The sequence below is a fragment of the Paenibacillus alkalitolerans genome (assembly GCF_016482785.1).
GTDB lineage: Bacteria > Bacillota > Bacilli > Paenibacillales > YIM-B00363 > Paenibacillus_AE > Paenibacillus_AE alkalitolerans.
Window position 1 is genome coordinate 1 of record NZ_JAEMXM010000021.1, and the last position, 12,926, is coordinate 12,926.

Consider the following 12,926-nt stretch of genomic DNA (forward strand, 5'->3'; position numbering starts at 1 on the left):
CATGCCTAAAGGCGAGGGCTTTCTCGGCTAAAATCTGTAATTGACGAAAGATTCTTTAGGTACTGCCTGATACAGCAAAATCGCGGGAATATAACTGAGCACGCCCTGCAGCATCCCGAACAAAAACCACCCCCACAATGAGCGGCCGTACGCCGGATGCTTGCGCATCATCGGGAGAGCGTATTTTAAGTAGTACGTTTTGTGATGGGTCGCTGCGGTTTCATCTTTAAACTGTTAGCGGCCGCGAAGGCAAACATCATGAACGCAACCGAATAGACGTACGTGTACCCTTGAAGACCGTCCGACCATTCGACCAGCGCCCCGGCCGCCGCCGGCCCGGCCAGCATCGCGATATTCGTAATGATCAGATTCAAGCCCAGATACCAATGGCGGTTGGCGTTGTCGGTGACGTCCGTGATCATTGTGAAATGGCCTAGCAAATAAAACGAGTTCGAGACTCCCTTGAGCACCGCGAAAGCAATGTAATATTGTACCATTCGCTCCCCGGCGACAACGATCAGTAAATAGAAGACCGCCGTTAAATATATGCCTGCGCGATATGCGAACAGACGGTCTTTCAGCTTTGCGATTTTTCCGATGTATATCAATCGCCAGCGGGGCCGCGCACAGCGTAATGAAATTGTAAGCGCCGTTGATCCATAGATCGTTCGTCAACCGCCATAAATACAAATTTACGAGAATCGCCGACAGCGCGCTGCCGAACTGGTATATCCCGTGATTGAAGCGCGTGATGTTCGCATCTTCGGAAAGCTTCGGCGCCGCGGCCTTTCCGTTCGAATCGCTCATTCCCCGACGCCGGCCCTCTCGATAAACAAATGTCCGGCCGCCTGAAGGTGAGTCGGCGGAAGTCCCGCAAGCTCCCTCAGGGTATACCGGATCAACACCGCCTGCGTGCCCGCATTCATGTCGCCTTCCTTCTCGCCAAGCCCGATCGGCACGGCGGCCGGCATATCGGGATACGTCTCGCCCTCTTTCACTTGCGCCACATTGGGAGCCGGCGGGGAGCGGTCGATTTCCCGCGAAAAGCCGCCGTCCTCGCGTTTGAGCTTCGCCATATTGGAAAGCGTAATGTCCGCAATCTCCTCCATCTCGGCGCCGGATATCTCCGGTTTCATCGACGACAGCAGGCTGATCGGATTGCGGATATAGCACATATCCGTGGCGTCGTCGTTTCGGAGCGCATTGAGCAGGGAACGGTAGATGGCTTCTTTGCGCGGTATCGGAACCTGAAACCGGTTATAGAACTGGTGCAGCTTAAACGTGCCGGATATTTGCACGTAACGCGATCCTTCCCCCCACAGTCCGCTTTCCGGGTGCTGGATGCCGTTTAAATAAGCGAACGCTTCCATCACGTAAGACTCCCGCTCATTCGGGCCGAGCGCCAGTAAATGGGGCGCCGAATTGGACAGCCTGTCGCAGCCGCGCCAGCTGTTGGCCAGGCTCACCGAGCGGAGCCATTGCCCGTAAGCTTCCGAAGAAGCCATATACTCAGGCGTCGCTTCGCTTTGCTCCGGCAGCGGGTAAAGCGGCTTGGCGGTGAATTTGTGAAGCGCCCCCAGGCTGTACCCGATCGCCCGGCCGACCATGACGTCGTCCAAGCGCATATTCGGGTCATCATCATAGAAGAAACCCGTCGCGGGATCTTGCTTGGACTGGAAAAACCGGACCGCCTTCTCCTTCAAGCGGCCGCTCCATCTGTCGAGCAAATTGCTGCGCTCCAATATATTTAACGCCTGCGCGGTCGATTCGATATCCGGCGTAAACTTGCCCGAGCGCTTCGAGCTCCTCGCATAATAAAATCCGCCGCTCGCCTCGTCGTATTGCCCGTCCAGCCATTCGAAGAAACCGTCGAACTGCCGGTCTCCGGCCTCTAATATTTGCTCGAATCTACGTGTCATAGACGATCCCCACCCTCTGCCGACCGGTAAATAAACCGCCGGAAGACAACCTCGCCGCTGCCGGCGGCGTCAAGCCCGATTCGCAAGCTTTGGAATCCCCCGAACGTATTATGATGAAATCCGGATGCGTCGATCACTTTATCGTATTTGGCCCATGACTTCCCGTCGAAGCTGTAGTGAAACGAAACGATGTGACGGTCGTTGCGGATTCGGACCCATGCTTTTCGCCCGTCGCCAGGCACGGTGTAATAATTTTTGAACGAGCGGAAATGCCGCACGCCCCGCGCGCTCACGCCCATCCCGAAATAGGCCGTGTCATTGTAATACAAGAGGACTCTCCCTTCGGCGTCTCCAGCGGCGCTCGCTTCGACTTCGACCTCGGCCTCGTACCGTTCGTGGGAAGGCATGAATAACAGCGGCGAAGAAGGCGCGTCTTCCGGTGCGCCGGCTGCCGTAAGCGCACCGCGCGCGCAGCTGAACCGCTCCTCCCGTCCGACGCCTTCACACTGCCAATGCAGCCCGAGCGCGTCGCCGTCGAACTCGTCGACGAACGGTTCCTCCGGCGGACGACGCTCCAATTCGCTGTCCCCCGTCTTAAACCAGCCGTCCTCCGTCCATTCGATCGGTTGGATCAGCGTTTGCCTGCCGAGCGTATGAAAGCCGTTCAAATAAGCGTGGTAGACGATCCACCACCTTCCGTCCTCCGAATCGATCAGCGAACCGTGCCCTTTCGACCACCACCGTTCGGCGGCGGAGTACGTATGAACGATCGGGTTGTACGGCGAATGCTCCCACGGACCGAACGGGGTACGGGACCGGGACGACACCGCCATATGACTCGTCGGCGGGCCCGCGGTGCCGCCGACAGCGACCGTTAAATAATAGTAGCCGTCACGATATGTCACTTTCGGCCCTTCCAGGCTGTATGCCTCGACTACCCAATCGTCAGGATACCTCCAGCCCTCATACACGCGGCGCGGCTCGCCGGTCACGGACAGACCGTCATCGGCAAGCTCCACGATATAACCTCCGGACATGTGCAAATAGCGCTTCCCGTCCGGGCCGGCCGTATGTCCCGGATCGATGCCGCTTATGCCCAAGTTGACCGGACGGCTCCATGGACCCGTAGGGCTTGGCGCCGTGACGACCCAGTTGGAGCGGTTAGCGGGGAAGTAAATATAATACGTGCCCTTATGCTCAACAAAATCCGGCGCCCATACGTCCCCGAGAAACTCGGTCAACGCGGCGGAAACGGGCTTCCATTGAAGCAAATCGCATGAATGCCAAATAATCAATCCCGGCGTCAGCTTGTAAGAAGAATGAGTCATATAATAGTCTGCGCCGACCCGTATAACGGACGGGTCGGCGTAGTTACCCCCGATAACGGGGGCGTATATGTTCGTTTGCAATGCAGTTCTCTCCCTATGCATATGACTGGACTATCTGTTTTTACTGGTTTAGCGGGACGATTACAGTCTCCTCGACAATCGTCTCGTTGCCCGCGAAGTCTCTCACCGCGTAGCGAATCGTATAGATCCGCCCATTCCCCGTACCGGAACGTTCCGCGCGCAGTTCGAATTCCGTGTCGAACGTTCCGTAATCGGCACCTTGAATATCGTTTTTCATATCCCCGTCTCCCAATCCGTCATCCGGTTCGTTGCTCACGATCGAAAGAAGCGCAATTTCCGCAACGCCTGATTCATCATCTTCCGCAACGACGGTCGCTTGAATCGGAACGAGCTCATGATTCGGCGCCCACAGTTCGGTCTTATCGAGCGTCAGGGAGACATTCGGCTTCACCGCTTCGAGCAGCCGGACCGGACGCACCGGGTTCCAGCCGTCCGCGCCGCCGAGTGTCCGTTCAACGGTGTACAGCTTTGCTTCTTCCACAGTCAGCTGCTTCGACCAACTGAACCGGCCTTGCGGATTCGCGCCGGCGCCGTAGCTGTTGTATTCCCCGTAGGAGGCGGTAGCTTCATTGTCCGGGTTGCCCCAGTTATCCCAACCGGTTGCGGCAATATGGCCGTCCATGTAACTGTTGATGAACGTGACGTTCGAATACGGCCTCCACGGCCGTCCGAGCGCGACCCGTCCTTCCAATCCCGGTTCGGCGGTAATCCGGCTGTTCAGGAATACGTATCCCGGCCGGTCTTTTTCGGTAGAAGCCGCCGTTACATACCCTCCGCTTAAGCTGTGGATCACGCAATTGTCGAACACGACAGCCGCACGACCGAAGATGAAATCGACGTCGCCTTCGATATAGCTGTCTACAAAATACTGCCGGCCGTCGTTTGCGTAGAACGTATCCTGCCATCCGAGCAAGTTGACGCCGCGGAACTCCATCCGTTCGCCTCTCGCGTACAAAGCAACCGCTTGCCCGACATTGTCGCCGGCATCGTTGGCGATCGTCAAGTTTTCGGCGATAAAATCGTCGGCGGTAACCGTCACACTGGCGCTTCTCGATGTGCCGAGCGGGCGGCCGTCCGGTCCCGGCGTGCTTGCGGTATCGTTATATACGAGCAGGGTGTCCTCGCGGCTTTCGCCGATCATTCGAATGTCCCGTTTCGAAGACGGCACATTCAGCTTTTCGCGATATTCGCCGTTTTTGATTTTTATAATGGTTTGCTGTTCGCTGTTGTCCGGTACGGCATTGATCGCGTCCTGCACTGTCGCGAACATGCCGCTGCCGTCCGCGGCGACGGTGAATACAGTGGCCGGAGATTCGTCTACGACGATCGACGAACCGCTCTCTCCGGCATCGTTCACGGCGGTCACGACGTAATAATACGTGTTGCCGTTAGTTAGACCGCTATCCGTATAGCTTGTGCCGTACACGTCGGAAACGACGGAATACGGTCCCTCGACATTTTCGCTGCGCTTGACTTTAAACTTGTCTGCCCCGGTAGAAGCGATCCAACTCAGTTCAATCTCGGTATCGCCCGGCGACGCCTTGACGAGCTGCGGCGGCTGCGGAGTGCCGTCTTCCGCCCGCGGACGCGCAGCCGCAATATTCGAATCGAGGCTGTACGTTACCCCGTTCGACGCAACGATGCGATAATAATAGGGGTATCCGTTCTCGACGCCGGTATCGGTATACTCCGTGTCGCTTACTCCTTGGGCGATGGAAACGAACGGTCCCTCAGGATCGGTTGCCCGCTTCACCTCATATTCGTGAGCTCCGGCGGCTTGCTCCCAGCGGAGCGCAATCTTTCCGTCGCCGCCTTCGGCGGTAATAACCGGGGTGGAAAGCGTACCGTACGGTTTCACGCCGACAGGAGCGGAGTCATCGCCTTCGCCCGCAACGCTCGTCGCGGATACGACATAGAAGTATTCCGTCCCGTTGGTCAATCCTCCGTCCCGATACGACGTATTCGTCAGCTTGTCGGCGACAGTCGTGAACGGTCCTTGCGGATCCGTACCGCGCTTGACGGAATATGAAACCGCATGTTCCACCGCTTCCCACGTCAAATCGGCTTGCGTGCTGCGCGCCTTCGCCTGCAGGCCGCGCGGCGCCTCAGGCTTGACTGCGTTCTCGGACGGAGTAACGATCACTTGGTTCGATGGACCGCTTTCGCCCGTCGGCCCGACCGCGGTCACGACATAATAGTAAGTCGTACCGTTCGTTACCGTCTCATCAATGTAGCTCACATCCGTAATTCCGGAAGCGACCGTCGTATACGGTCCGCCATCGGCTTCACTGCGCTTTACATTGTAAGATGCCGCTCCCGCCGCGGCGTTCCAATCGAGCTTGACTTTTCCGTTGCCCGGCATCGCGATTAGCCCTTTCGGCGATTCGACCGGCTCGACGTACACTTTAATGTTGTCGTACCACATCGTGCCGCTGCCCGTTCCCGGCATATAAGCGATCAATCGGCCGATGCCGTCCGATGTCATATCGTTCTGCAGCGGAATATCGTCGGCCGCCAGCGTATGATCGACATAAATGTCCGCCGTCGATGACGGCACATTGACGACCGCCTTCACATTGATCCATTCGTTCACGGGCGGCGTGTCAACCAGCTTATGGTCGCCGCTGCCGTCGCGATAAACGAAGGTGTAGCTCGTTTCGGGAACCGGCTGCGTCGGCTTCCGGATTTCGAGCGACAATGCGCGCCGGGTGCCCGTATCGTTCTGCAGCTGCATGATGGCGGACGTACCGGGCCAACGTTCCGCCATCATATCGGCTTCTACGACGAACGTGCCGTATTGAGGCGTGAATTTACGGATAAATTGCGTATTGCCCGGAGCCGCATCGTACACGATCAACGCCTGTGCCGAATCGTTGCCGACAGAGCCGGCAGGCACTTCTGCGACCGCAACCTTATGATCGGCGTCCTCGATGCTGCTCGTATATCCCTCCGGCAGCGTATTTAACGGCAGCCCTTCAAAGTCGTCATCCGCCAAATAAATCGTCTCGGCTTCGCCGGTCGGCTCGGCCGACACCTCCGCGGACAAGAAACTTTCGCCGTGAGCATTAACGGCCGAAACGACATAATAGTAGGTTTGCCCCGCCGTCAAGCCGGTATCGGTATAGGAAGTTCCCGTTACGCCCTCGGCAACGACCGCATACGGTCCTCCCGGAACGGCGCTTCTTTTCACATTGTAGCTTTCCGCTACCGGTACGGCGTTCCAGGTTAAGGCAACGCTTTTGTTCTCTCCGGCAGCCGTCACGCCGGTCGGCGCCGTCGGGAAATCTGCCGGCAATGCGTTTACTGCGGCTCCTGTAAAGAATGACGTATTGTATTTGTTAACATCGTCATCCGCTTTCGAAGCATCCGCCGCCAAACCGAAGTAAACCGTCTCGCCCATAGGGATCTGTTGGCTGCCGGCAACCTTCCATTCGGCGCCGTCTTTCGACAGAAGCGCGGTAAATTGATCGCCGATACGGATCAGCTTCACCCAAACGGGAATGTCCGTAAACTCCTCCGGTTCCGTCGTTACCGCATTGGCTCCGTCCGCCGTCCGTGTCATCAATACGCTCTTCATTCCGCCCTTGACGTACCGAATGAAGAACGCGGCCATCGGCGAACTGCCGGTCAATCGTTCCCGGATCATGACGCCGGCTTCGGCACCGTCGTCCGTAGCCGTTATGCGTTCGACTCGCGCAACGACTTCCCCGTTGCCGGTCAACGTTTGATACGCAAAATGGAAATCGTCGCTCGTTCCCGCAATGTCGCCGGCCGCTTTGACCGTCACCCGGTCCGGAGCCCCTTCCAGCTGCGTATGTCCGGCCACGCCCGGACTTCCGATATCGGAGGATGCCCAAGGAGCTGTTTCCCCTGTACGGTTCACATGTACGGCGACATTCGAAGATTGCGTCGAAGTGCCCGTATCGTCGGTCGCTTTCACAATGAGATAATGGGTTCCGTCCTGCACGTTCTCCCATGTAAACTCGTACGGCGCTTCCGTATCTTCTCCCAACCGTTCGTCGTTGCGGTAAAACTCGACTTTCACGATGTGTCCGTCGCTGTCATACGTGTCGGCCGTAATCGTCACATCGGAGCCTTCTTCGACAATGCTGTTATAAGCCGGAGATGTGATCGCAACGGCCGGGTTCGCCGAGCCGTTCCCAACAATGGAGTTCAGATATATTTCGAGATTCGTATACCCTTCCGCCGTTACGCCGTTTCGGTCCGCCGCGTCGTTCGGATTCAATCCGTGCGCCAGCTCCCATTCGTTCGGCATTCCGTCGTGATCGTCGTCCGGAACGTTCGAGACGACGGTTTCGAATTCCAAATAGCCGCCGACTTCCCGTTGGCTGTTTATGTACTGCCCCGTACCGTTCTTTACGTCATTTACGACCCGGGCGTCAATCGCGTCCCGCTTCGGCAAAACGGCCCCCGCTTTCGCCAGAACTTGTTCGTAAGCGCTTTCCGCAGGCTCCGGATTGCCCGGGTATTGCGCAACGGCCGGCGCATCGAGCCGCGCATCGGGGTTGGCGATGGACCGCACCCCTTTCCAGTTATCCGCCGTCACTTCGGGATCGCCGTACATAAAATTGCCGTTAATATAAATTTTCGATTCCGGATTCACGTCGGCAAACACGCTGTTCCGCATGTCCCTAAGCGTGTTCGCTCCGTATTTGTAGTAATTGTTCATCAGGTTGAATTGGCCTTTCTCCCCGCCGTATGCGGACAAGATGCCCCAGTTGTAGATGACGTTGTTATAGCTCTCAACGATGTCCAGCGGATTCGTGCCCGCAAAACGCGGCACCCTGCTCAAGTTGTGCGCAAACAGGTTGTGATGGAACGTTGCATTGACGCCGCCCCAGATGCCACCGTAACCGTGACGTCCTTTCGAATGCGTCGTCATCAGCATCGCTTCCGATATGACGGACCATTGGACGGTCGTATTTTCGTTCTCATACAGACTCAACACTTCATCTACCGACCAACTGAACGAGCAATGGTCGATAATGATGTTTTTATGGTACCGGCCGCCGAACGCATCCGCCTCGGTAAAATTACGGTCACCCAGCCTAAAACGCATATAGCGGATAATTAAATTGTCCGCATCGATCGTCACCGGATAGCCGGCTACTGTAATTCCGTCGCCGGGAGCCGTTTGTCCCGCTATCGTCAAATTCGACCCGGTAATTTTAAGAGGCGATTCGAGATGTATCGTGCCTCCCACTTTAAAAACGACCGTACGGTTGCTGTCGCTCACGGCATCCCGGAACGACCCTGCTCCCGAATCGGCTAACGTCGTTACTTCGTATACGTCGCCGAAACGTCCCCCGGTCGTATACATGCCTCCCCCTTCCGCTCCGGGAAACGCCGGCACCGACGCGACGGTATCCTCCGCCGCTTGCGCCGGAATCATGGAAACAAACAGCGACAATGCCAACAACAAGCTAAAAACCTTCCTCAATTGCAACTCCTCCTATGAATTGAATTGACACTTGGTTGTAGTCGCTGTGCTGTAGTCGTCAAATTGTTCTACTCGCCTAACAAATCGCGTCTTAACGGGGTAAATGCGTCCAAGAGCACAGACGGCTCAAGCGCCTTTACTCCGTGCTGCGCTCCGCCCGGAATGCTGATTGTATCCCCTTGACGAACAATCGTGACGCGGCCGTCGATGGAAAATTCGAAGCTGCCTTTGACGCAATAGCTCATTTGCTCATGAGGGTGGCTGTGCAAATACCCTTCCGCCCCTTCTTCGAAATGAACCTCCATCATCATCAATTGCTCCCCGGGCGCGAACACTTTTCGTTTTACTCCCGGTTCCGCATTTTCCCATTCCCCTACATTAGCCATCTCATTCTCCTTTCCGCTGACCGGCAGCCTCCATTTTAGCCCAATGCAGCGGGGTTTGTATTTTCGTTTCCAATATATCACTCCTCAATATTACGTACTACCCTTTGATCGAACCGAGCAGCGCGCCCTTGGCGAAATGCTTTTGCAGAAACGGATAAACGATAAGAATAGGCAGCGTAGCCACAACGATGACCGCCATCTTCACCGTTTGCTCCGGCGGCCTTACGTAATCGTCTCCGAATCCGGAGGTGTCGGCCGCCAGTCCGCTCGCCAGCACCACGATTTGGCGCAAAATGACCTGCACCGGCCACTTCGACGCATCGTTCAAGTACAATATCGCTTGGAAGTACGTATTCCAATACGTAACGGCGTAGAATAGAGAAATCGTGGCGATCGCGGGCATCGAGAGCGGGATGACGATTCTAAACAATATCCCCCAGTCGCCGCAGCCGTCAATCTTCGCGGATTCCTCCAACCCTTCCGGCAAGTTCTGGAAGAAGTTGCGCATAATAATCAAATTGAACGCATTGATCGCGGTCGGAACGATGAGGGCGGCATAGCTGTCAATCAACCCCATCTCTTTCACTACAAGGAAAGTCGGAATCATGCCTCCGCTGAACAGCATCGTGAACAGCACCATGAACATGATCGTCTTGCGGCCGTCCAAGTCTCTGCGGGACAGTCCGTATGCCATAAGCGCAGTCAAGAACATGCTGAACAGCGTACCGAATAAAGTGACGCCCACGGAAACGCCGAGCGATTTAAAGATGACGTTGGTCGAGAAAATGTACTTATAAGCATCAAGGGACCAAACGGTCGGTATAATAACGAATTGTTTTTGCGCAAGCTCCGTAACGGTCGTGAACGAACCGGCGATGACATGCACGAACGGCAAAATCGTAACCAATGCGATCAAAAGTAACAACGTATAATTGATGCCGTCAAATATGCGGCTTCCCAACGACTTGTCTTGAATCATCGAACCGTCACCTCCTGATGTTCAGATTAATAGATGCCTTCTTCTCCGGCTTTCTTGGCTAACCAATTCGCGGTAATTACCAGAATGAGTCCGACGATCGATTTGAAAAATCCGACGGCCGTACTAAAGCTGAACTGGCCTTGCTTCAAACCCGCCGTGTAGACGTACGTATCGAAAATTTCCGCCACTTCCCGATTCATCGAGTTCAGCAGGAGAAATACATGTTCGAATCCAAGCTCCAGCACGTCTCCGATTTTCAGAATGAGCAGCACCACAATGACGCTTCGAATCGACGGGAGCGTAATGTGCCATATTTGGCGGAGCCGGTTGGCGCCGTCCATGCGGGCCGCTTCATACAGCTGCGGATCGATCGATGCCATGGCTGCCAAATAAATGATGGTCCCCCAGCCCGCTTCTCTCCAAATGATTTGGAAAATGTACATCGGCCGAAACCATTCCGTGCTCATTAAAAAGTTGATTTTTTCAAAGCCCGCCATGACTAACAATTCATTGATCAGCCCGCGGTCCATCGACAGCATGACGAAAGAAATGGACACGATGATGACCCAGGACATGAAATGCGGAATGTAAACTACGGTTTGGACGAAACGCTTATAGAACGAGTGACGCACTTCGTTCAGCATTAACGCGAGAATAATCGGTACCGGAAAAAAGAGTATAAGATTCATAGAAAACAAGACGAGCGTATTGCGAAGAATGGTGAAAAACATCGGCTCGGCGAATAATCGTTCGAAATGCGCGAATCCGACCCACGGACTGTTCAAGATTCCCAAATAGGGCTGGTAATCCTGAAAAGCTATCGCCAGACCTGTCATAGGAATATATTTAAATATCAGGAAATAAAGGAAGCCGGGAAGAATCATAAGATAGATGGCCCGATTTTTCACGACTCTCCCCATTAATGTGCTGCTGCTCATGATATGATACTTCCTTCCCTCGCCTTTAATAGGGGGAGGCTGTTGAACGTTCAACAGCCTCCGATTGAATCCGATTTACAAGCGTTATTTCGATTGCTCGTATGAGGCGTTAAATTCATCGATGATTTGCTGCCCGCCGCTGTTCAGCCAATTGTTTACCGCCGCCTGGAAGCCGGCCTCGTCGATGTCGCTCAGCATGAACTTGTATGTGGCGTCCTTGATGATTTCTTGCAATTGCGCGCCCTTTTCGCTGAACGTCTTGGAATCGAGCGGCGCCGTCGGATCCTGGATCAAATAATCGTTGTTTTGCACAATGAGCTCTTCCGCTTTCGCTTTGGCCGGAAGCACGTGCTTTGCCTCGAGGAACCCGTCGATCGTCAGCGGTCCGCCTACCAGCAGCGATTGATACGGCTTCACTTCGCGGTCGGTCAATTGCGTGTCTTCAGACGGAATGACTTTGCCGTCTTCCATCGTGTAATGCTTGTCTTCGACTCCCCAATAGATCAAGTTCGCCAGCTCGGAGCTCATTAACTGGTCGTAGAATGCAAGCACGTCTTTCAGTTCCTCTTCGGATTTGATGGCCGATTTCGGGAACAGGACTACGGAACCGTAACCTGGAACGGACCAAACCCCGTATCCATTAGGTCCGCCTTCTATTTTGTTTTGTACGTCCAATACGGCGTTAGGGTTGACGTCGGTCAACTTCTTGTCCAAGCTCGAAACGTCTCCCATCGAACCGACATAAACGCCGGCTTTTTCCGTAATCAACAAGTTTTGCTGATCCGTCTTGCTCGTTACCGGGAAGTCTTGGTTGATCAAGCCTTCCTTATGAAGCTTCTGGAAATATTTCATCGTCGCCAAATATTCCGGGAACATGAATTCCGGCATGAGCGTGCCGTCTTTCACTCCCCAATTGTTCGGCGTACCGAACCACGAGCTTACCGTCTTGAATGCGCCGTAAATCAAGTCGCTCCTGTCGGTCAAACCGATCGTGTCGTGTTTTCCGTTTCCGTCAGGATCGTTTTCCTTGAACTGTTTGAGCATATCGTAAAACTCATCGATGGTTGTCGGCGCTTTCAGTCCCAGCGCATCCGCCCAGTCTTTCCGGAAGATGATCCCTTGACGCGACAACGGCACTTCCCGGTACAGGGCATATATTTTTCCGTCGACCGAAGTGTTCTTTAGAACTTCCGGCTTCAACTTGCTCAAGTTCGGATATTGGTCGAGCAGCGGACCGATTTCCCAGAACTGTCCGCTCCGGATGGCGCCGCGCATGTTGAGGAGCGATGCCGCGTTTTTCAAATTCGTCGCTTGCGGCAGCGTGCCCGTTGCGAACGAAGCGTTCACTTTCTCGTCATACGTACCGTCGGGAACCCACTGGATTTCTAGCTGAGTGTTCGTTTTCTCTTCAACCATCTTTTCAATCATGTCGGAAGGGACTTCCGGCGTATGCAAGTTCGCCATCATTGTAATTTTTACCGGCTGTTTCTTTGTTTCCGTTTCCTTCTGTTCCGTCCCGCCGGTTTGACCCGAACTTTGGTTTGACGGTTGCTCATTGCCGGAATCGGTTGCGTTATTGCCGCCGCATCCCGCCAATAAGGCGATTGCCGTTACGATTGCCAGCATGGTGCCGGCCTTCTTCTTTGCCATGTTTACGACCTCCGTTTGTTTAAATCAGTGTCATATGCAGCGTGCGTTGCAACGTCATCGTAAAACAGCGGGCCTCATTACGTACATAATCCTAGGATTAGGGACTCAACAATTCTCCTTCGCGATTACCGGTTACAGGCATATCAAATCTAATGATTATGGATGTTATGCAGCAAAAAAACCG

At 54.7% G+C, this 12,926-nt stretch carries 8 protein-coding genes; all 8 read right to left on the minus strand.

The features are described 5' to 3' along the window. Positions 1-185: 185 nt before the first annotated feature. Entirely contained in the window at positions 186-608 is a 423-nt protein-coding gene (locus tag JET16_RS30270) for an MFS transporter (protein WP_233532148.1), read from the minus strand. Positions 609-803: 195 nt separating this feature from the next. Continuing rightward, positions 804-1,919, minus strand: a complete 1,116-nt coding sequence (locus tag JET16_RS23445) for a prenyltransferase/squalene oxidase repeat-containing protein (RefSeq protein WP_199621097.1) — start codon at positions 1,917-1,919, stop codon at positions 804-806. Next, on the minus strand, positions 1,916-3,328 hold the full coding sequence (locus JET16_RS23450) for a family 43 glycosylhydrolase (RefSeq protein WP_233532150.1): 1,413 nt from the start codon (positions 3,326-3,328) through the stop codon (positions 1,916-1,918). The genes JET16_RS23445 and JET16_RS23450 overlap by 4 nt, the downstream gene beginning before the upstream one ends. A 40-nt stretch (positions 3,329-3,368) precedes the next feature. Then, the gene (locus tag JET16_RS23455; protein ID WP_199621103.1) at positions 3,369-8,789 is read right to left on the minus strand and encodes a pectinesterase family protein; all 5,421 of its coding nucleotides are present in this window, start codon (positions 8,787-8,789) and stop codon (positions 3,369-3,371) included. A gap of 68 nt (positions 8,790-8,857) precedes the next feature. After that, on the minus strand, positions 8,858-9,175 hold the full coding sequence (locus JET16_RS23460; protein ID WP_199621105.1) for a cupin domain-containing protein: 318 nt from the start codon (positions 9,173-9,175) through the stop codon (positions 8,858-8,860). A 97-nt stretch (positions 9,176-9,272) separates the two neighbouring features. Next, positions 9,273-10,154 (minus strand): carbohydrate ABC transporter permease, encoded by an 882-nt coding sequence (locus JET16_RS23465; RefSeq protein ID WP_199621107.1) that lies wholly within the window; start codon positions 10,152-10,154, stop codon positions 9,273-9,275. A gap of 26 nt (positions 10,155-10,180) precedes the next feature. Beyond that, positions 10,181-11,092, minus strand: coding sequence for an ABC transporter permease (locus JET16_RS23470; RefSeq protein WP_199621109.1), 912 nt, complete (start codon positions 11,090-11,092; stop codon positions 10,181-10,183). Between the two features lie 84 nt (positions 11,093-11,176). Further along, the gene (locus JET16_RS23475) at positions 11,177-12,742 is read right to left on the minus strand and encodes an extracellular solute-binding protein (protein WP_199621112.1); all 1,566 of its coding nucleotides are present in this window, start codon (positions 12,740-12,742) and stop codon (positions 11,177-11,179) included. Positions 12,743-12,926: the final 184 nt, after the last annotated feature.

Coding starts and splice junctions, on each gene's coding strand:
- JET16_RS23470 (WP_199621109.1), bottom strand. CDS start 11,092: ATGAGCAGCAGCACATTAATGGGGAGAGTCGTGAAAAATCGGGCCATC.
- JET16_RS23460 (WP_199621105.1), bottom strand. CDS start 9,175: ATGGCTAATGTAGGGGAATGGGAAAATGCGGAACCGGGAGTAAAACGA.
- JET16_RS23465 (WP_199621107.1), bottom strand. CDS start 10,154: ATGATTCAAGACAAGTCGTTGGGAAGCCGCATATTTGACGGCATCAAT.
- JET16_RS23445 (WP_199621097.1), bottom strand. CDS start 1,919: ATGACACGTAGATTCGAGCAAATATTAGAGGCCGGAGACCGGCAGTTC.
- JET16_RS23475 (WP_199621112.1), bottom strand. CDS start 12,742: ATGGCAAAGAAGAAGGCCGGCACCATGCTGGCAATCGTAACGGCAATC.